This window comes from Mycobacterium sp. TH-M11 (genome assembly GCF_057473725.1).
This window is the reverse complement of the sequence record NZ_JBYCLD010000113.1, coordinates 1-19,230: the sequence shown is the minus strand read 5'-3', so window position 1 is coordinate 19,230 and position 19,230 is coordinate 1. Positions and strand designations below refer to the sequence as shown.

17 protein-coding genes and 1 pseudogene are annotated in these 19,230 nt (G+C 66.1%); 7 read left to right on the top strand and 11 right to left on the bottom strand.

Annotated elements, in window-relative coordinates; all coding sequences use genetic code 11:
* From AC2VOG_RS04910 to AC2VOG_RS04880, 7 genes and pseudogenes are all read right to left on the bottom strand, one after another.
* A pseudogene (locus AC2VOG_RS04910) lies at window positions 1-118 on the bottom strand (hydroxymethylglutaryl-CoA lyase); the annotation flags it as partial.
* Window positions 115-1,314 (bottom strand): CaiB/BaiF CoA transferase family protein, encoded by a 1,200-nt coding sequence (locus AC2VOG_RS04905; RefSeq protein WP_486938798.1) that lies wholly within the window; start codon window positions 1,312-1,314, stop codon window positions 115-117. The gene AC2VOG_RS04905 and the pseudogene AC2VOG_RS04910, both read right to left, overlap by 4 nt.
* Window positions 1,311-2,486, bottom strand: a complete 1,176-nt coding sequence (locus AC2VOG_RS04900; RefSeq protein WP_486938797.1) for an alpha/beta hydrolase family protein — start codon at window positions 2,484-2,486, stop codon at window positions 1,311-1,313. The genes AC2VOG_RS04905 and AC2VOG_RS04900 overlap by 4 nt, the downstream gene beginning before the upstream one ends.
* The gene (locus AC2VOG_RS04895) at window positions 2,486-3,577 is read right to left on the bottom strand and encodes a homogentisate 1,2-dioxygenase (RefSeq protein ID WP_486938796.1); all 1,092 of its coding nucleotides are present in this window, start codon (window positions 3,575-3,577) and stop codon (window positions 2,486-2,488) included. Before AC2VOG_RS04895 ends, AC2VOG_RS04900 begins: the two co-directional genes overlap by 1 nt.
* A 235-nt stretch (window positions 3,578-3,812) precedes the next feature.
* Window positions 3,813-4,784 carry an NADPH:quinone oxidoreductase family protein gene (locus AC2VOG_RS04890; protein WP_486938795.1) on the bottom strand — a complete coding sequence of 324 codons (972 nt, stop codon included), beginning with the start codon at window positions 4,782-4,784 and terminating at the stop codon, window positions 3,813-3,815.
* Window positions 4,766-5,482, bottom strand: a complete 717-nt coding sequence (locus AC2VOG_RS04885; protein WP_486938794.1) for a TetR/AcrR family transcriptional regulator C-terminal domain-containing protein — start codon at window positions 5,480-5,482, stop codon at window positions 4,766-4,768. The genes AC2VOG_RS04890 and AC2VOG_RS04885 overlap by 19 nt, the downstream gene beginning before the upstream one ends.
* 224 nt (window positions 5,483-5,706) lie before the next feature.
* The gene (locus AC2VOG_RS04880; protein WP_486938793.1) at window positions 5,707-7,245 is read right to left on the bottom strand and encodes a bifunctional 3-(3-hydroxy-phenyl)propionate/3-hydroxycinnamic acid hydroxylase; all 1,539 of its coding nucleotides are present in this window, start codon (window positions 7,243-7,245) and stop codon (window positions 5,707-5,709) included.
* 82 nt (window positions 7,246-7,327) lie between these two features.
* On the opposite strand from AC2VOG_RS04880, the gene AC2VOG_RS04875 reads away from it, so the two are divergent.
* The 4 genes from AC2VOG_RS04875 to AC2VOG_RS04860 are packed head-to-tail and all read left to right on the top strand — an operon-like array spanning window position 7,328 to window position 11,206.
* Entirely contained in the window at window positions 7,328-7,954 is a 627-nt protein-coding gene (locus AC2VOG_RS04875) for a TetR family transcriptional regulator (RefSeq protein WP_486938792.1), read from the top strand.
* 8 nt (window positions 7,955-7,962) lie between these two features.
* On the top strand, window positions 7,963-9,081 hold the full coding sequence (locus AC2VOG_RS04870; protein WP_486938791.1) for a VOC family protein: 1,119 nt from the start codon (window positions 7,963-7,965) through the stop codon (window positions 9,079-9,081).
* Window positions 9,078-10,016, top strand: coding sequence for a fumarylacetoacetate hydrolase family protein (locus AC2VOG_RS04865; RefSeq protein WP_486938790.1), 939 nt, complete (start codon window positions 9,078-9,080; stop codon window positions 10,014-10,016). The genes AC2VOG_RS04870 and AC2VOG_RS04865 overlap by 4 nt, the downstream gene beginning before the upstream one ends.
* The gene (locus AC2VOG_RS04860) at window positions 10,016-11,206 is read left to right on the top strand and encodes a cytochrome P450 (RefSeq protein ID WP_486938789.1); all 1,191 of its coding nucleotides are present in this window, start codon (window positions 10,016-10,018) and stop codon (window positions 11,204-11,206) included. The genes AC2VOG_RS04865 and AC2VOG_RS04860 overlap by 1 nt, the downstream gene beginning before the upstream one ends.
* Before the next feature lie 10 nt (window positions 11,207-11,216).
* Here AC2VOG_RS04860 and AC2VOG_RS04855 read toward each other — a convergent pair whose 3' ends face one another.
* From AC2VOG_RS04855 to hisN, 3 genes are all read right to left on the bottom strand, one after another.
* Window positions 11,217-12,425: an acyl-CoA dehydrogenase family protein gene (locus AC2VOG_RS04855; RefSeq protein ID WP_486938788.1), complete on the bottom strand. Its 1,209-nt coding sequence runs from the start codon at window positions 12,423-12,425 to the stop codon at window positions 11,217-11,219.
* 49 nt (window positions 12,426-12,474) lie between these two features.
* Window positions 12,475-13,884 carry an acyl-CoA dehydrogenase family protein gene (locus AC2VOG_RS04850; RefSeq protein ID WP_486938787.1) on the bottom strand — a complete coding sequence of 470 codons (1,410 nt, stop codon included), beginning with the start codon at window positions 13,882-13,884 and terminating at the stop codon, window positions 12,475-12,477.
* Between the two features lie 74 nt (window positions 13,885-13,958).
* Entirely contained in the window at window positions 13,959-14,759 is an 801-nt protein-coding gene (gene hisN, locus AC2VOG_RS04845) for a histidinol-phosphatase (RefSeq protein WP_486938786.1), read from the bottom strand.
* A gap of 132 nt (window positions 14,760-14,891) precedes the next feature.
* Here hisN and AC2VOG_RS04840 point away from each other — a divergent pair, with 132 nt between their 5' ends.
* The gene (locus tag AC2VOG_RS04840) at window positions 14,892-16,547 is read left to right on the top strand and encodes an NAD-dependent malic enzyme (protein ID WP_486938785.1); all 1,656 of its coding nucleotides are present in this window, start codon (window positions 14,892-14,894) and stop codon (window positions 16,545-16,547) included.
* 24 nt (window positions 16,548-16,571) lie between these two features.
* Entirely contained in the window at window positions 16,572-16,937 is a 366-nt protein-coding gene (locus AC2VOG_RS04835) for a hypothetical protein (protein WP_486938784.1), read from the top strand.
* Between the two features lie 6 nt (window positions 16,938-16,943).
* Here the strand turns inward: AC2VOG_RS04835 and AC2VOG_RS04830 are convergent, their stop codons facing one another.
* On the bottom strand, window positions 16,944-18,305 hold the full coding sequence (locus AC2VOG_RS04830) for an FAD-dependent oxidoreductase (RefSeq protein WP_486938783.1): 1,362 nt from the start codon (window positions 18,303-18,305) through the stop codon (window positions 16,944-16,946).
* 128 nt (window positions 18,306-18,433) lie between these two features.
* On the opposite strand from AC2VOG_RS04830, the gene AC2VOG_RS04825 reads away from it, so the two are divergent.
* A partial coding sequence (locus tag AC2VOG_RS04825) for a PCRF domain-containing protein (RefSeq protein WP_486938782.1) occupies window positions 18,434-19,230 on the top strand: 797 nt, incomplete at its 3' end.

Sequence of the window (19,230 nt, the reverse complement as noted above, 5' to 3'; positions counted from 1 at the left end):
GCACCCCGGTGGCGGCCACGGCGGCCAGCAGTTCCAGCTTGGCCGACAACGGGATTGGCTTCTCGATCTGCAACCCGTCGCGCAGCGCCACCTCGCGAATGGTGACGTGGGTCTTCACAACACCCCCTCAGTGCGTAGCTTCTCGAGGACTTCGGCGCTCTTGCCGAGCAGCCCGCGGTAGACATCGTCGTTGTGCTGACCTGGTCGCGCCGGGCCGGCGGTGCGGACGCTGCCCGGTGATTCCGACAGCACCGGAACGATCCCGGGCCCCAGCACCGGCCGGCCGAGGCGTTCGTCGTGATGCTCGACCAGCATGCCGCGGGCCCGCAGTTGCGGATCGGCGACCACGTCGGCGACGGTGTTGATCGGGCCGGCGATCACGCCGGCCGCGCTGAGGGTGTCGATGATCTCGTCAGGCTGACGCACCGCCGCCCAATCGCCGATGATCTGGTCGAGTTCGTCTTGATTGCGGCCGCGGGCACCGTGATTGGCGAACCGCTGGTCGGTGGCCAGCTCGGGTCGTTCCATCGCGGTGCACAGCCGGGCGAACACGGTGTCCTGGTTGGCCGCGATCACCACCCACGAGCCGTCGGCGCTGCGGTAGATGTTCGACGGCGCAATGCCTTCCAGGCGGGTGCCGGACGGACCGCGCACCACACCGCCGGCGTCGTAGTCCGGAATGGTGGATTCCTGCACGGCCAAGCAGGATTCGGTAAGCGCGACGTCGACGACTTGACCGTGGCCGGTGACGCTGCGGCGATACAGTGCAGCCAGCGCACCCTGCGCGCCGAACATGCCGGCCAGGCTGTCGCCCAGCGAGAGCGCCAGCCGTGGTGGTGGCCCGCCCGGAAACCCGTTGAGGTGCCGCAGACCGCTGGAGGCCTCCGCGACCGAAGCGTAGCCGGCCTTGTGCGCGTCGGGCCCGGTCTGCCCGTAGCCCGACACCCGGACCAGGATGATGCCCGAATTACGTTGACTGAGAACGTCGTAACCCAGTCCCCACTTCTCCAGCGTGCCCGGACGAAAGTTCTCCACCACGATGTCGGACTTCTCGACGAGATCGAGGAACAGCTCGCGGCCACGCGGCTGGCGCAGGTCCAAAGTGACGGCTCGTTTGTTGCGGGCGTGCACGGTCCAGAACACGTGGTGCCCGTCGACCTCGGCTTGGCCCCAAGTGCGTAGCGGGTCCGGGGCGCCCGGCGGCTCGATCTTGATGACGTCGGCGCCCATGTCGCCGAGCAGCCGGCTGGCGAACGGCCCGGCGATCAGGGTGCCCAACTCGAGCACCCGGATGCCGTCCAAGGCGCCGGTCATTGCGCCCCCGTGAAATCGTGACGCTCAAGCCAATCGGTGACGATGGTGACCGCTTCGCGGAGCTTGTCGCGCTGGTCGGCTCCGGCGTAGTAGTGGGTGGCACCGTGGATTTCCTGGATCTCCTTGTCCGGATGGCCGATCGCCTCGAAGAGTCGGCGGGTGTGCTCGGGGGTGCAGGCATCGTCGGCCAGGTTACCGATCACCAGCGCCGGCACCGCGATGTCCCGTCCGCAGGCGATCCCGTCGCCGTGCGCGTCGTCGTAACTCCACTGTGAGAGCCAACTGCGCAGTGTGCAAAAGCGTGCCAGGCCAACCGGGCTCATGTTCACCACTGCAGGATCGCCCAGGTAGCACGTTCCCGGAAGCCGTTCGTTGGGATCGACGGCCGGATCGAGCCAGCGCGGGTCGGCCATGGTGCCGTGCACGACGAAGGCGAACTCGTCGTGCACGCGCCCGCTGGATCTCAGCTCGGCGAGTTTGTTCTTGACCCAGGCGGTGATTCGGCGATTGCGGTCGATCTGCGCCTGCCGGTAGCGAACCAGGAACTCGTCGCTGTAGGGCGGCTGGTTGGGGTTGTCCGGGTTGTACAGGTCCAGTTCCGGGTCACGTTTGGTCGGATCCGACTCGTCGAGGATCGACGCGTCGAGCCATTCGGTCAGCGTGCCGTGCCGGCTGATGTGCGCGGCCAGCAGCATGATTCCGTCGGCGGCCGGCAGGTCGAGCTTGGTGAGGTCGGGCCCGTCGCCCGACGGACTCGAGGTGACGGTCGCATGCTGGGCCTGCTGTTGGTAGAACACCGACAGTGAACCGCCGCCGCTCCAGCCGGCCAGCACCACCTTGCGGTAACCCAGTCGCTCCTTGGCGTCGGTGATGGCGGCGCCGAGATCCTCGACCACCTTCTCCATCAGCAGCGCCGAGTCGGTGCCCCGGAACCGGCTGTTGCAGTAGATGACATGGTGGCCGGCGCGGGCCAGCGCGTTGATCATCGGCAGATACGCGCCGCCACCGATCGGGTGCATGAACATCAGCACAGTGTCCGAGGGCGTGTCTGTCGGCCTGAGCAGGTAGCTTTCCAGCACAGTGATCTCGGCCAGCCCGCCGTAGACGTCCCGGACACCGGAATTGTTCTTGAACGCAACCAGATAGGGGATGCGTTCGTACTCGTGCTTCATCAATGCTGTCCTAGGTCATGCGCCAGCACTTCGGCTGACGGGGTGAGCCGGCGACGGGTGTCGATGGCGATGACCTGCCAGTCGACGCGCGAGTGCTCGTCGAATTTTCGACGGGCCCGCTCGCGTGCCCTCTCCGGCGCACCGTGGTGAACACCCTGCGGCGCATGGGAAATCAGACCCGGTGGCATCGGGATGCCGTACAGCGAGCCGCCGTGGAAGAATGCGATCTCGTCGTAGTCGACGTTGCGGTGATACCAGGGGGTGCGTTCGGTGCCCGGCACGCCTTCGGCGGGCTTGGGCAGGAAGTTCATCACGTAGACGCCGGTCGCTTGCATGAACAGGTGCACGGTGGGGGGTAGATGAACGCTGTCAGAGGTCACCACGTTGTAGTCGGCGATGTTGAACGTGAACGCAAAGTTGTCGCCGCGCCATCCTTCGACGTCGAGCGGATTGTGCCGGTAGACAAGCGTTGTCGGGCCGCCCTCGTGGATCAGCCGGACGCGGTACTCGTCGCGGCCATCGTCGTCGATCGGCTCTGGCTCGGGGATCACGGCTTGCGACGGGTCGAACGGAAAGTGACGGCCCAGCGAACCCGGCGGGGGAGTGTGGAACTCGTCGGTGGCCTCGATCATCAACAACGTCGTCTCGGCGTTGGGCACCTGACGCCAGGTGCATGCTTTGGGCAGGTACACCCAGTCGCCGGCGCGGTAGCGCAGCGGCCCGAACTCGGTCTGCAGCAGGCCTTCCCCGTGATGTACGAAGCACAGCAGGTCACCGTCGACGTGTCGGGCAAAGAATGGCATCGGCTGCCCGCGGCGCGACAGCGAGATCCGGCAGTCCGCGTTGCTGAACAGCAGCAGCGGCCCGCCGTCGGCGTCGGTGGTGTCGCTCGGTTTGAGTTCGTCGGACAGCACGTCGATCGGGCGCAGCGGCCCCTCGGCCCGGTAGGCGGTGGGGTCGTTGCGGCGGTAAAGGTTCGCGGTGCGGCCGGTGAAGCCGCCGCGGCCCAGTTCGTCGTCCTTCAGACCGTCGAGATCGGCGTGTAAGCGGCGCGGGGTCTTGCCTTTGCGCAGGTGAATGAAGGATTCCATGGCGGCTCCAGGGTTGCGGCGGCGGCCTGAGCGGCTAAACCAAAAGTAACTTTACTTTTTGTTCTTGATGCTCACAAGGGTCACCGAGATCATCGTCGCGGCCCGGCGCCGTCTGTGAGCGCATTCAATTTGGCCGCCAGCTGAGTCCGGGGCGTAAGTCGACCGAGACGTAAACCAGTGCGCACAGCTGCGGCGTGTCCTCGGTGACGTTTAAGTGTCGCGGATCGAGACGAGGTCAATCCCGCACGCGGACAACGACCTTTCCCTTCGCGGTGCGGTTCTCCAGCGAGGCGATCGCGGCGGCGGCGTCCTCCAGCGGATAGACGACCGGCTCGGGGGGCGCCAGCTTGCCGGAGGCCAGCAGCTCCTCCAGATCGGCCCACTGCTCAGCCAGCGCATCGGGATGGGCTCCCGCCCAGGCCCCCCAACCGACCCCGACCACGTCAATGTTGTTCAGCAGCAACCGATTCACTTTTACCGTGGGGATTTCGCCGCCGGTGAAACCGATCACGAGCAACCGGCCGCCCGGCGCCAATGACCGCAGCGAATCGGTGAACCGGTCGCCGCCGACTGGGTCGACCACCATGTCGACGCCGCGGCCGCCGGTCAGTTCCTTGGCGGCGTCTTTGAAACCGTCGGCCAGCACGACATCGGTCGCACCCGCTGCGCGCGCGATGTCGCCTTTCTCGTCGGTGCTGACCACCGCGATGATCTTGGACGCACCGAGGACTTTTGCCAGCCGCAGCGTCGATGTGCCGATCCCGCCGGCGGCGCCGTGCACCAACACCGACTCGCCCTCCTGTAGCCGACCGCGGGTGGTCAGCGCGAAGTACATCGTCAGGTCGTTGAACAGCAGGCCCGCACCTGCGGTGAAGCTCACGTTGTCCGGCAGCTTGAACACCCGGTCGGGCTGCAGCACCGCGACCTCGGCCATGCCGCCGGTGAGCATGGTCAGGCCGACCACGCGGTCACCGGCCTGCACGTGCGCATCCGCCGGGGCCGACCGCACCACGCCGGCGATCTCGGCGCCCAGCACGAACGGCGGATCCGGGCGGTACTGGTAGAGGCCGCGGGTCAGCAAGGCGTCGGGGAAGGCCGCGCCGGCCGCGTGTACGTCGACGATCACTCCGTCGCCGGTCGGTTCGTCGATCTCACCGACCTCGACCGCTTCCGGGCCCTCGAGCCGAGTCAGTTGTGCTGCGCGCATGCCACCTCCGTTTGAACGTCGCTTGTGCTTGACGTTAGCCCCGTTGGGCAGAGCTCTTCCCGCGTGGTCGCTTCTCGCGCTGAAGCGCCTGGCTCAGTCCGTCGACGATCAGCTCCAGTCCGAAGGCAAACTCGACCTCCGAGGGCACCGGAAGGTGATCCGGGGTCGAGATCATGGAACACCGCGGCGAGCTTCGCGTCGTCGACATCGCCCCGACTGTTGTTGCGCTGAATGGCGAAGCCCAAGGCGTAGCGGGCCAACGTCGCATAGCACCGCGCTGCCAGCGAGGGCGGAAATCCGTTGTCCAACAAGAACGCGATCATTCGTTCCCGTCCAGCCTGGGCGTTCGGTCCGATCGGCACATCGGCTGCGAGCAGCGGCGTGACGTTCTCGTGCTGGCGGAGCGCGTCAAACATACTGTGAGCGGAATCTTTACACGCCTCCGGCCACGACAATCCGCTCAGCCAGGGAAGCGCCGCGCATGCCGCCTTTTCGCCTCGCGCAGATTCTCGGTCTGAAAGGCGAGTCCGTGAATCAGGCGAACGGCTATTTCGCGCTGGCCAGCCGAGCGACCCCGCGTAGCACGAAGCGGCTGACGATATGACGGACGCGTTGCGCGGGTGACCGCGAAATGGGTTGCGGCGCAGCGCCGAGCCGGAGGAACAGCGCCAAAACGTTGCTGCGCTCGATGGCGGCACGAGGCGGCGCTTCGAGTCCTGGGTAGGTCTCCAGCCCGGCCGCGAAAAGTTGTCCCGCCGCAGTCGGTGCGAACGGGAAGTCGGAGCCCCAGGGGTTCTCGTTGACGACGATCGGATTCCAGCCGACTTCCCATTAAAAGCCCGACGGCGTCATCGTGCCGCCTCGGCGAAGAAGATCGGCTTGCCGGCCAAGGTGACGGTCCGCTCGAGCAAGCTCGCTGTGGTCATGCGTTGGCCACGGTTCTGCTCGAGCTGGACATCGCGTAGCCGGCGGGTGGTCGTGGCAGCGGATGCTCGGATCCGGCTGCGGCGTAGATGAATCCATCCGGCCGCAACACCGCGGCGGCGACCTTCTTCCGGCGTAGCCAGCGGACGAGGGTGGGTTCGACGATCGGGATCGTCGGGACCCCGAGCTTGGACCAGGCCTGCGCGCCGTCGGGCGGCGGTCCGACGTGCACGACGGCCCACCGTCCGCCGAGCACCTCGTCGAAGCGGACCTTCGCTCCCGCGGCGTCGGTCACCCACGGTTGCGGAATCTGCCAGCCCACCGCGCGGTGGCGTCCCGAACTGAGGAAGCCCCGCCGGTATCGCGCGGCAGGTAACCAGGCAAATTTGTCCAGCCCGGCGTTCACTGCGGGGATCCTCAAAATGTTACGTAGTAGATGATTTCGTACCACGGCAACTGCGCGATTGCGTTCGGTGATCATCCGGCCCGTGCGACAGGCCCGCCGCGTCAGCTCGGTCACGTGAGGTTTTCGCTCGGTTTGGTACGAGTCGAGCAGCGACTCCGGCGCGTGCCCCTTCGCGACGGCGGCCAGCTTCCAGCACAGGTTGGCGGCATCGCGGACGCCAGCCGACATGCCTTGCCCGATCCACGGTGGCATTGCGTGGGCGGCGTCGCCGGCGAGAAATATCCGGCCGACCCGCCACCTGTCCGCGACGCGGACGTGGTGGCTGTAGATCACCGCACGCAGGATGTCGACGTGGGCGTCGGTGATGCCCTGATCGTTGAGGACCTTCCAGATACTCTCGTGCTGGAGTAGGTCTTGTTCGAGTTCGGCTGTCCGCGCCGGGTATTCCCATCGGTGATGGCCCAAAGGCGTCGGACAGTCGACGGTCGGTCGGTCCGGGTTGCAATGAAAGCGCAACCGGTCGTGGCCGTCCCACTCGTTCTTCACCTTGGTGTCGATGACAACCCAGCGTTCACTGTAGGTCCGCCCGGTGTAGCCGACTCCGAGCTGGCCCCGCGTCGGCGACGAGCCCCCGTCGGCAGCGATGACGTAGCTCGCGTGCACCCGCTTCAACGTGTCGGTCCGCAGGTCGGCGAGCATCAGCTCGACGCGGTCTTGCTGGGAATGAACGCGCAGGCATTCGTGTTCCAGCAGCACCTCGACCTTGGCGAATCGCGCGACGCCCTCGCGCAGAACCTGGTCGACCGCCGGCTGGTACAAGAATTGCTGCGGCGGATGCCCGGTCCCGCGGGGGGTGACCTTCACATCGATGAACGGCACGCCGTGGCGGTCTACGAAGGTCAGCGGCCGATCGGGCAGCATGTCGCGCTGCAGCCGCTCGTCCAGCCCGACGGACTGCCATATCCGCATGACCTCTTCATCGGTGGAGACAGCTCTGGCGCGATTGTAAACATCCGAATCACGCTCAACGACAAGCACTTTCAGGCCAAATTGGCCCAGAATATTCGCGGCGGTCGCGCCCGTCGGACCGTAGCCGATGACGGCCACGTCGTACGTCTCGGAACTGGTCACGGTGGTCTCTAGTCGTCGAGGGGTTGTTCTGTAGTGATCGTTACGCTAATGTAGCGATCACTACAGAGTCAAGGGGGCGGCGTTGCCGAAGAAAGAGCAGCCGGCACGGCGCAAACGCGCCGACGGCGAGCTGTCGCGGGAGCGCATCCTCGACGCCGCTAGCGAGATCGCTGCCGAGCGCGGCTATGAAGGTACGAGCATCGCGCTGGTCAGTGCCAAGTGCGGGCTGCCGGCCAGTTCCATTTACTGGCATTTCACGAACAAGGACGACCTCATCGCGGCGGTCATCGAGCGCAGTTTCGCCGACTGGCTCGCGGCATGGCAGGTGCCCGATGACGGCGCCGTCCTAGATCGCTTGGCGGACATGGCCATCCAGATTGCGAAGGCACTGCTCGACTCACCCGACTTCATCCGGCTGGGCCTGATGTTGGCCCTGGAGCGCCGCCCGGTCGAGCCGCGCGCCCGCGCGATGTTCATTCAGACGCGCGCCCAGACCTGTGACCAGTTGGCCGAAACCATCCGTGAGCTAGGGCCAGATCTCACCGAGGCTCACATTTCTCAACTCGTCACCTATGCCATGGCCGGCGCCGACGGACTCTTCATCGCCAAGGAGATCGGCGGCGACGCAGTGGATCTGATCGCCCTCTTCGAGTTGCACGCCCGCGCGTTGTACGAGACCGCGCTGCGGTTGATCACGGAAGGTCAGTAAGGGAAAACATGACGGCCCACGCGGATCTGCACAGCGAGCACGGCGCCCGCCGCGGTGAGCACCCGGGGCGGTCACTGAATCCGGTGATCAAAGTCCATGACCTGGCCTGGCTGGAATTCCAGAAGCCGGATCTGGTGCGCGCCGAGGCATTTGCGCAGGCGTTCGGCTTCACGACCGTGTCGCGCAAAGGTGACGAGCTGTATCTGCGCGGCAGTGACGCGGGCGCGCCGTGTGTGCTGATGCGCCGCGGGGCGACATCGCGCTTCGTCGGTACGGCGTTCGCGGCAGGCGACGAGGCCGACGTGCGACGACTGGCCACCGCCAACGGCACGCAGCCACGCGCCTTACCCGATGCGATCGGCGGTCTCGCGGCCGATCTGACCGATCCCAGCGGGATGCCGGTTCGCGTGGTCGCGGGTGTTCGTCGACTCGCCGCACTCCCGGCCCAGTCGGCGGCGACGTTCAACGTCGGCGCGGAAGTTCTGCGCGCCAACACGGCTCAGCGGCCACCACGGCAACCCGCGCGGATTCAGCGACTCGGACATGTCGTGTTGCAGACGACCAAGTATCGCGAGTCGCTGAATTGGTATCTCGACCAACTCGGCATGATCGTCAGCGACTTCCTGTTCTTTCCCGGTCAGCGCGATCTCGGGCCGACGATGAGCTTCATGCGCTGCGACCGTGGCCAGACCCTGGCCGACCACCACACGGTCGCGCTCGCTCTGGGGCCGACCAACCGGTACGTCCACTCGGCGTACCAGGTGTGCGACCTCGACGCCCTCGCTGCCGGCGGAGAATACCTGAAAGACTCCGGCTACCAACGCAGCTGGGGGATCGGCAGACATATCCAGGGCAGCCAGATCTTTGACTACTGGCGCGACCCCGACGGATTCCTGGTCGAACATTTCATCGACGGAGACATGTTCGACTGCACGCTGGAACCCGGCTGGGCGCCGTTCACCGGATCCGGCTTGGCCCAGTGGGGCCCGCCGGTCACCAAGGACTTCTTGGGGACCAACCCGCGATCCCTGCCCCACGAAGCGCGGTCGATGATCGGCGCGCTGCGCGCAGACAACGAATTCGACGTCCGTCGCCTGATCGGCCTGATGAAAGTAGCCACGTCATGACCCTTTCGATCCTGCGCACCGCCGACGCCTGGTGGGTCACCACGGCGGCCGGGGCCGTCAAGGTCGACACCGACGCCACCACGACGGCGGGACTCCTGGCCGACCGCGCCGCCGTCACCGCGGCCGCGTCGGGTTCCGCCGCGGTACCCGTCGAGAGCCTCGCACTGCTCTCGCCGCTGACCGCGCCGTGCCGAGTGGTGGCACAGATGACCAACTTCGCCTCGCACGTCGAAGACGCCGGCATGGACCCCACGTCGATTCCACTCACGTTCTTCCGCAAGGCATCCGGGTCCATCGCCGGGCCGTCCGACGACATCGTCAAGCCGTCGCACGTCCGGTTCCTGGACTACGAGGTCGAGATCGGTCTGGTGATCGGTCGCGAGATCCCGGTCGGCACCGAGATCTCCGAGGCGAACCTGGCCGACTACATCGCCGGTCTGGTGGTAACCAACGACGTGTCAGCCCGGGATGTCCAGCTCCCCAAAACCCAGTTCTACGAGTCGAAGTCGTATCCGACGTTCACGCCGGCCGGTCCGGCGCTGGTGCTGCTGGACGCCGATGAGCTCAAGCGCTTCGGCGACTTGCGTCTTCAGCTACGGGTCAACGGCGAACTCCGCCAGAACGCCATCGTCGTCGGCGACATGATCTATCCGCCGGTTCAAGCGTTACAGGGCCTGGCCCGGTTTCAACGTCTGGACCCGGGTGATGTCGTCTTGACCGGAACCCCGGTGGGCACCGCGCTCAGCGCACCGCCCAAGCCGATCGAAATCATCGGCTCGCTGCTGCCGCCCGCCGTCAAGTGGAAGGCGTTCTTCAGCCGCCAGGCCAAGAATCGGAAGTACTTGCAGGACGGCGACATTGTCGAAGCTGCGGTTGCCACCGACGACGGAGCGATCGACCTCGGTTCCCAACGCAACGTGGTGAGGTACGCGTGATGCGTCGTGCGCCCGCCGGAATACCGGTCTACCGACCGGACATCTACGCGACCGAGGCCATTGTCGACCCGCATCCGCACTACGCCCGGCTTCGCGAACTGGGTCCCGTGGTGTGGCTGCCGAAGCAGCGGGTGTACGCGTTGCCTCGGTTCGGCGAGTGCAAGGCTGTGCTGCGCGACGACAAGACGTTTCTCTCCGCCAACGCGGTAGCGCTCAATCCCATCAGCAATCGACTTTCCCGCGGCACGACACTGGCCAGCGACGGCGCCGAGCACAGCCTGCGGCGCAAACTTGTGGCGCACCGGATGCTACCGAGGGCGTTGCGCGCCATCAGCGACAGCGTGGACGAGCAGGCCGCTCAAGTTGTCGACGCCGCGCTGGCTAAGGGCGAGATCGACGGCGTGGCAGACCTCGCGACCGCGCTGCCGTTGGCGGTGGTGCCAGACCTGGTCGGGTGGCCGCGCGACCAGCGCGAGCATCTCCTCACCTGGGCCGGGGCGACATTCGACATCCTGGGTCCGCTGAATCGGCAGTGGCTCAGAGCATCTCCGTCGAGTGTCCAGATGCTGCGCTTCGCGCGCCGCGTCGTTCGCCACCGCAACGTGATCGAAGGCAGCCTGGGTCACGACGTTCTGACCGCGGTCGACGACGGGAGGCTGCCGCGCCGCGAATGCCCGCCGCTGATGGTCGACTACATGGCTCCCTCGTTGGACACCACGATCAGCGCGATCTCCAGTGCGCTGCAATTGTTCGCGATGCTCCCGGAGCAATGGGAGATCCTGAAGGGCAATCGGGATCTGATTCCGAACGCCGTCAACGAAGTCGTCCGCTACGAGTCGCCGGTGCGCGCCTTCGCGCGAAAAGCCGCTCGGAAGAACATCGTTGGCGAAGCCACGCTCCCGGCTGGGACACGCGTCCTGGTGATCTACGCCTCGGCCAATCGCGACCAGTTGGAATGGGACCAACCCGACGTGTTCGATGTCCGACGCGACGCCACCCGCCAACTGGGCTTCGGCCACGGTGCCCACGCCTGCGCGGGGCAGGGATTGGCCCGCCTGGAAACCGAGGCGATGTTGCGCGCGTTGGCTGATCGCGTGGATCGGATCGAGCTGACCGCACCGCCAACGTGGGCCATCAACAACATCATTCGGCGGCACGAACGTCTGCCGCTCAAGCTCATTGCCGCCTGAGCGGCCGCGCCTACTTCAACTCAGACGACGACAGGCCCAGCAGGCGGCGCGCGACCACCAATTGCTGGATCTGCTGGGTGCCTTCGAAGATGTCCATGATCTTCGAGTCGCGGGCCCACTTCTCCAGCAGCGTCTCTTCGGAATAGCCGATGGTGCCGGCCAATTCGACCGCCTTGAGGGTGATGTCGCTGCCCACCCGGCCGGCCTTGGCCTTCGACATCGACGCCTCTTTGGAGTTGGGGATGTTGTTGTCGGCCTGCCAGGCCGCACGCAGGGTCAGCTGGTAGGCAGACTCCCACTCGGCCTCCATCCGCAGGAATTCCGCGGCGGCGGCGCTCTGCACCTGGGCAGGCTTGTCGTAGGAGATATCTACGCCGGCGCTGGTCAGGATTTTGCGCAGCTCCTCCAGCGTCGCGCGGGCAATCCCGACGGCCATCGCGGCGACCACCGGCCGGGTGTTGTCGAAGGTCTCCATGACACCGGAAAAGCCCTTGCCCGGCTCGATTTCGGGATTACCCAGCAAGTTGTCCTTGGGGATCCGGCAGTTCTCGAAGCGGATCGCAGCGGTGTCGGAGCCCTTGATGCCCAGCTTGTTCTCCAGCCGCTCGACCGTGACGCCGGGGTGCTCGCGCGGCACGATGAACGACTTGATGGCCGCCCGGCCTTTCGACTTGTCCAGTGTCGCCCAGACCACGATGTGGGTGGCTCGCGAGCCGGCGGTGACGTAGATCTTCTCGCCGTTGATCACGTACTCGTCGCCGTCTAGCTTCGCGGTCGTGGTCACCGCCGCGGAGTCGGAGCCGAATCCCGGCTCGGTGATCGCCATGGCGGCCCAGACCCGGCCCAGCCGGTTCAGTTGCTCGTCGGTGGCGACAGCGGACACCGCCGCGTTACCCAGGCCCTGGAAGGGGATCGACAGCAGCATCGCCGCGTCGCCCCAGCTGGCCTCCAAGGCTTGCAGAGCGGCAGCCATGTTGGCGGCGTTGCGGTTTTCACCGTTGTTTTCGCTGGCACGAAGTCCGTTGGCGCCGGCCATGTCCAGCGTGCCGGCCTCCGAGGCGCCGGCGTAGAGCTCGGCCAGGGTGTCGAGCTCCACCGGGTAGGCGTGCTCCTTGAGATCGTACTTGCGCGCGATCGGCCGCATCATCTCCGCGGCGCCCTGGTGGGCCTTCTCGATCACTGCGCGCATCTTGCCGGGCAGTTCCAGATTGATTGCCATGATTGGTCTTTCGTTGGCGGGGGGAAGTTAGATGACTGCTAGATGACGACTAGATGACTACAACGCCCTCAGCTATTCCGATGGCTCGAAGGTCGCGGTACCAACGCTCGACCGGGTGTTCTTTGGTGAACCCGTGGCCACCGAGCAACTGCACCCCGTCCAGGCCGATCTGCATGCCCTTGTCGGTGCCGATCTTCTTGGCCAGCGCGGCTTCGCGGACGAACGGCAGGCCCTGCTCGGCCCGCGCCGCGCCGCGCCAGGTGATCAGGCGCAGACCATCGAGTTCGATGGCGATGTTGGCGCACATGAAGGCGACCGACTGCCGGTGGGCGATGGGCTCGCCGAACGCTTCGCGTTCCTTCACGTACGGAACGACGTAGTCGAGCACCGCGTGCGAGGTGCCGACCGCCAGCGCGGCCCAGCCCAGCCGCGACAGGGCGATGGCCTCGGAATAGTCGGTGTCGGTCGCATCGTCTTCGCCCAGCCGTGCACTCAGCGGCACCGCGACATTGTCGAGTTCGACGCGGCCGAGCGCGGCCGCGCGGATGCCCATGCTGGGGTCGGCCTTGACGGACAGGCCGTCGCTCGACGACTCGACAATGAACAGCGCCGGCTTGCCGTTGAGTTGGGCTGCGACGATGAACAATTCGGCGTCGGCGGCCGCCGGTACCAGCGATTTGACGCCGTTGAGCCGGTAGCCGCCCGGCGTGCGGATCGCGGTGGTCTTCAGCGCGGTCGGGTCGAAGAGCGGCTGCGGCTCGGCGATCGCCACACAGGCCTGCGGAACATTGTCACCGGCGAATTCCTTCAGGTAGGTCGCTTGTTGACCGGCGCTGCCCCAGTGCGTGAGTGCGGCGGCGACGCCGGCCGGCGCCAGGATCGGCAGGGCCAAGCCCATGTCGCCGTAGGCCAGCGCCTCGGCGACCAGCACATTGGTGACGCTGGAGCGCTCGGCGGCGATACCGTCGAAATCCTCGGGGATGTTGATCGCGGCGATACCCAGCTCGGTGGCTTTCTTCACCAGGTCCGGGGGATAGGTGGTGGCGGCGTCGGCGTCGTGAGCTGCCGGCCGCAGCACCTCCGCGGCGAACTCCTCGACCGTTTCGACGATCATTTTCTGGTCGTCGTCCGGTGTGAGGTCGTAGTAGTCCTTCCCGCTGGTCTTGAGTCGAGTGGCGCCGCCGCGCAGGCTTTCGACCTTTTTGAACTGCCGGTTGGCCGCCCCGGCAGCGGAGAAGACCTGCTTGGTGCCGTAGCGCAGGGTCCGATTCAGCGGGTCGCGCAGGCCATACTTATCCAGAAACTCCTGGCCCACGAGTGGCGTGAGCAAGCCGATCGCCACGTCGATGCCAGTGCGCTTGTGGGTTTGCTCGCCGATAGCGGATTTGCCACCGCTGCGCTTCGGGCGCTGCTTGGATCCGTCTCGTGAGCCGTTTGTGGAGGTGACAGTGTTTGTCATGAATGCAGCCTCGTTCGTTGGGGCAATGCGGTAAACCTATCTTACTCCAAAGTAAGATAGAAGGCCGCTGTTATCTAGCTCACATGTGGTGGCAGGCTGGCGGAGAGTTTCCGCAGTACCTGGTTGTGCAAGAGGCCATTGGAGGCCACCGCGTTGCCGCCGTGCGGACCGGCGGTGCCGTCGATGCTGGTGAACGTGCCCCCCGCCTCGCGGACCAGAACGTCCAGCGGCGCGAGGTCCCACACCGACACCTCCGGTTCGGCTGCGATGTCGACCGCGCCCTCGGCCACGAAGCAATAGGACAGGAAATCGCCGAACGCGCGAACCCGCCAGACCTCGTCGGTGAGGTCGAGGAAGCGGTCCCGGGCGCCGAGGTGGGCCCACCCGGACAGGCTTGAGAACGACAGGCTGGCCGAATCCAGTTGTGCCACCGAGGACACCGAGATGCGTCGAGCAGGTTTATCGCCCACAGCGACGAACGCGCCTTGGCCGGCCGAAGCCCACCAGCGGCGCTGGAGTGCAGGCGCGCTGATCACCCCGACCACCGGCACCCCGTCGTCGAGCAGTGCGATCAGGCTGGCCCACACCGGGACCCCGCGTACGAAGTTCTTGGTCCCGTCGATCGGGTCGATGATCCACTGTCGCCCGGCCAACGTGGTGGTGCCGCCGAATTCTTCACCGAGAACGCTGTCTTGCGGGCGGAGCCGGGCCAGCGTCGCACGCAGGCCCGTCTCGACCGCGTGATCCGCGTCGCTCACCGGCGTAAGGTCGGGTTTGGTATCGACTTTCAGGTCGACCGCTCCGAAGCGGGCCAACGTCACCTCATCGGCCTGGTCGGCGAGGGTCACGGCCACCGCGAGGTCGTCGTCGCTCATCTGCTCGCCTTTCGCTGCTGGTCTGTGTCGTCGTCGACACCGCATTCTCGCCTACGCGGGCTCGTTTCGAATCCGTTCATCCCGGGGACGCAGAATGACAGCCGCCGGTTGTATCAGAAAGGGACTCCGCCCGTGCCTGACCAAAAACGAGGACAAGCTGCCCTATTCGACGCGTTGACGACCAAGGGCACGGCGTTCTCGCAGGCCGAGCGACGTGAGCTCGGCCTGCTGGGCTTGCTGCCGACGGCGGTCAAGACGCAAGACGAGCAGGCCGAACATTGTTGGCACGAATATTCGACGCGCCGCGACGATCTCGACAAACACATCTACCTGCGCGCCCTGCAGGATCGCAACGAGACACTTTTTTACCGGGTGCTGGCCGACCACATCACCGAGTCGCTGCCGATTGTCTACACGCCCACCGTCGGCGAGGCCTGCCAGCGCTTCAGCGAAATCTACCGCCGGCCAAGGGGTTTGTTCGTGTCCTATCCCGACCGCGACCTGCTAGACGAAGTGCTGGACAACCGGCCCCAACGCGAGGTCGACGTCATCGTGGTGACCGACGGTCAGCGCATTCTCGGTCTGGGCGACCAAGGCATCGGCGGCATGGGCATACCGATCGGCAAGCTCTCGCTGTACACGCTGATCGGTGGAATCGATCCGGCCCGCACGCTGCCGATCGTGCTCGACGTGGGCACCGACAACGTCGAACTGCTCCAAGACCCGCGCTACCTCGGCTGGCGCCACCGCCGCATCGACGACGACGAGTACTACGCGTTTATCGACCGCTTCGTCGCCGCGGTGCACAAGGCGCTGCCCAACGTCCTGCTGCAGTGGGAAGACTTCGCCACCGCCCACGCGCTGCCGATCCTGGGACGCTACCGCGACTCGTTGCTCACCTTCAACGACGACATCCAGGGCACCGCCGCGGTCACGGTCGGGGCATTGCACGGCGCCGCGAAAGTCGCCGGCCGGCCGTTGTCGGAGCAACACGTCGTGATGTTGGGCGCGGGCTCGGCGGGCATCGGGGTTCTCGACATGATTCGCCGCGAAATGGTGACCGAGGGGCTATCGGAACAGGATGCTGCAGAACGAATTTGGGTGCTTGACGTGGTCGGGCTGCTCACTGATGACCGCGCCGACCTTTCGGACGCGCAGCGAGACTTCGCCCAACCCGCCGACCGGACGGCCGGCTGGGGTCTGTCGGGTCCGGCTCAGCTCGCCGATGTCGTGCACCATGTCGAAGTCGGTGTTCTGCTCGGATTATCCACTGCGACGGGTGCTTTCACCGAGGCGATTGTCCGCGAGATGGCGGCTAAAACTGAGCGGCCGATCATCTTTCCGCTCTCCAACCCGACCAGCCGCGCCGAGGCGCATCCGGCGGAGCTGGATCACTGGACCGACGGGCGGGCCTTGATCGCCACCGGTTCCCCCTTTGCGCCGATTCAGCGTGATGGCGTCGAACACGTTGTGGCTCAGTGCAATAACGTCTACGTCTTCCCGGCCATAGGGCTAGCCGTGACTGCCGCGCAGGCAACGCGGGTCACCGACGAGATGATGCGGGTTGCCGCGGCCACCCTCGGAGATGCATCGCCCGCGCTCGATGATCCGAACCAGCCGTTGCTGCCGTCATGGTCGGATGCGCCCGAGGTGGCCGTCCGGATTGCGCAGGCCGTCGCGGTGCAGGCGGTGGCCGAGGGCGTCGCCCCGAAGCGAAGCGGCGCCGAACTGGCCGAACGCATCAAGCAGGTGTATTGGCACCCCGGCTACCGGACCGTGTCGGCCTGACGTCGGCGGACCTACCATGGCATCGTGTGGGAAATCCTCGCGGTGCTGTTGCTCCTCGCAATCGGCGCGGGCCTGTTGGCGCCGCGGTGGTTTCGTCAACGGCCCGGCAACGACGCGCTGAACGCAACTCTGCTGATCACCGGTGTCAGCCCGCGGCCGGACGCCGTCGGCGAACAGTACGTCACGATCACCGGCGTGATCGAAGGTCCGACCGTCAGCGACTACACCGTGTATCAGCGGATGGCAGTCGACGTCGACCGGTGGCCGGCGGTGGGGGAGTTGAAGCCGGTGGTGTATTCCCAGCGCAATCCCGACAAGTGGTGGTTCGCGCCCCCGGAGACCCCGCCCGCGCCGGAGTCGCCCGACCCCACCGAGCCGTCGGCCGAGTGATGCGGCTCAGCCGTGACCGATATGCAGCAGCTTGGTCAGGTTCGGCAGCTTCACCCGCGGCCGCCCGTGGGGCTCACCGGCTGAGCGTTCGTGCTCGTCGATCAACTTCCAGTGCGCATCGGTGACGAGTTTGGGTTGTCGTTCGACCAACCATTCGGCGATCTCGTCGGCATGGTTGGTGCCAAAGTCGGCCGGGCCGGGCGCACCGGTGAGGTCGGCGATCAGCGTGTCGACAGTGTCCTGGGAGTCTTTCTTGTTGGTTCCGATCACCCCGGACGGCCCGCGCTTGATCCAGCCGACAACATATTCATTGCGACTGCCGTCGATTCGGCCGTCGCTGTTGGGAATCGTGCCGGTTTTCTCGTCAAACGGCAGGCCCTCGGTGGGAACGCCGCGGTAACCCACCGAGCGGACCACCAATTGCACCGGCACCTCCTCACGCTCGCCGGTGTCCTTGGCGGTCACGCGTCCACTGTGGTCGGTGACCAGCTCGTTGTGTCCCAAGATGATTTTCTCGACGCGTTCCTGGCCGACGATCTCTATCGGTGAGGTCTGGAAGCGGAACACGATCCGGCGATGGTTGGGGCGCGGCTCTTTACCGACGTAACCCTTGAGCACTTTGATGTTCTGCCGGCACACTTTGCCGACGGCCGCCGCGTCTTCCTCGGTGATGTTCTCGAAGTCCGCCGGGTCGACGATCACGTCGACGTTCGCCAGGTCTGCCAGTTCGCGCAGCTCCAGCGTGGTGAAGGCGGCCTGCAGCGGGCCGCGCCGGCCGGCGACGATCACCTCCTGGACGCCGCGGGGGCGCAGCGACTCCAGCGCGTGGTCGGCGATGTCGGTCTTGGCCAGCTCGTCCGGTTCGGTCACCAGGATGCGCGCGACGTCGAGGGCGACGTTGCCGTTGCCGATGACCACGGCACGGCTGCCCGACAGGTCGGGCGTGGCCGCCTCGAAGTGCGGATGCGCGTTGTACCAGCCGACGAAATCGACGGCGGCGACGCTGCCCGGCAGATCTTCGCCGGGGATGTTCAACGGCCGGTCGGCCTGGGCGCCGATCGCATAGACCACCGCGTCGTATTTCTCGGCCAGCTCCGCTGCGCGGATGTGTTCGCCGATCACGAGGTTGCCGAAGAACCGGAACCGGTGGTCTTCGGCAGTCTTCTCGAATTGCTTGCTGATCGACTTGATCTTCGGATGATCGGGCGCGACCCCGGAGCGAACCAGACCCCACGGTGTCGGGAGCATCTCGAGCATGTCGACGGCGACGTCGAATCTGTCGTCGGAGTCGGCGGCTTTGAGCAGCGAGGCCGCCGCGAAGAATCCCGAGGGACCCGACCCGACGATCGCAACGTGGTAGGGGCGCATAAGCCACGATGCTAAACGCCCGCGCTGATCGTCCGAAGCAGACAACGGTGGATTGCTCGGCCTCCTCGCTGCGTCAGGCCGAGCACGTCGTCGCCGCCGGCGCCGCCCGGCCGGTAACGTGATCAGGCGTGGACCCCGACCTTCAGGCTGAGATCGCAGCTCTTGACTCCACGCTGACCACCGTGGAGCGAGTGATCGACGTCGACGGTCTGCGCAGCCGGATCGACAAGCTCGAGCACGAAGCCGCCGATCCCAACCTGTGGGACGACCAGGCCCGCGCGCAGCGTGTCACCAGCGAGCTTTCCCATACGCAGGGCGAGTTGCGGCGCGTCGAAGGCCTGCGTCAGCGGCTCGACGACCTGCCGGTGCTTTACGAACTGGCCGCCGAGGCCGGCGCCACAGGAGCCGAGACTCGAGCCGAGGCCGACGCCGAACTGAAGGCACTGCACGCCGACATCGAGGCATTGGAAGTGCGCACCTTGCTCTCCGGCGAGTACGACGAGCGCGAAGCGCTGGTCAATATTCGCTCCGGTGCTGGTGGTGTGGACGCCGCTGACTGGGCCGAGATGCTGATGCGGATGTACATCCGTTGGGCCGAGCAGCACAACTACCCGGTGGAGGTGTTCGACACGTCCTACGCCGAAGAAGCCGGGATCAAGAGCGCGACCTTCGCGGTGCACGCGCCCTACGGCTACGGCACGCTGTCGGTCGAGCAGGGCACCCACCGCCTGGTGCGGATCAGCCCGTTCGACAATCAGAACCGTCGGCAGACGTCGTTCGCCGAAGTCGAAGTCTTGCCGGTGGTGGAGACGACGGATCACATCGACATCCCCGAGGGCGATTTGCGCGTCGACGTGTATCGCTCCAGCGGCCCGGGTGGTCAGTCGGTGAACACCACCGACTCCGCGGTTCGGCTCACCCACAT

Excerpts from the sequence above, each read along its gene's own strand:
- AC2VOG_RS04905 (WP_486938798.1), bottom strand. The coding sequence starts at position 1,314 with ATGACCGGCGCCTTGGACGGCATCCGGGTGCTCGAGTTGGGCACCCTG.
- AC2VOG_RS04900 (WP_486938797.1), bottom strand. The coding sequence starts at position 2,486 with ATGAAGCACGAGTACGAACGCATCCCCTATCTGGTTGCGTTCAAGAAC.
- AC2VOG_RS04895 (WP_486938796.1), bottom strand. The coding sequence starts at position 3,577 with ATGGAATCCTTCATTCACCTGCGCAAAGGCAAGACCCCGCGCCGCTTA.
- AC2VOG_RS04890 (WP_486938795.1), bottom strand. The coding sequence starts at position 4,784 with ATGCGCGCAGCACAACTGACTCGGCTCGAGGGCCCGGAAGCGGTCGAG.
- AC2VOG_RS04870 (WP_486938791.1), top strand. The coding sequence starts at position 7,963 with ATGACGGCCCACGCGGATCTGCACAGCGAGCACGGCGCCCGCCGCGGT.
- AC2VOG_RS04865 (WP_486938790.1), top strand. The coding sequence starts at position 9,078 with ATGACCCTTTCGATCCTGCGCACCGCCGACGCCTGGTGGGTCACCACG.
- AC2VOG_RS04860 (WP_486938789.1), top strand. The coding sequence starts at position 10,016 with ATGCGTCGTGCGCCCGCCGGAATACCGGTCTACCGACCGGACATCTAC.
- AC2VOG_RS04855 (WP_486938788.1), bottom strand. The coding sequence starts at position 12,425 with ATGGCAATCAATCTGGAACTGCCCGGCAAGATGCGCGCAGTGATCGAG.
- AC2VOG_RS04850 (WP_486938787.1), bottom strand. The coding sequence starts at position 13,884 with ATGACAAACACTGTCACCTCCACAAACGGCTCACGAGACGGATCCAAG.
- hisN (WP_486938786.1), bottom strand. The coding sequence starts at position 14,759 with ATGAGCGACGACGACCTCGCGGTGGCCGTGACCCTCGCCGACCAGGCC.
- AC2VOG_RS04830 (WP_486938783.1), bottom strand. The coding sequence starts at position 18,305 with ATGCGCCCCTACCACGTTGCGATCGTCGGGTCGGGTCCCTCGGGATTC.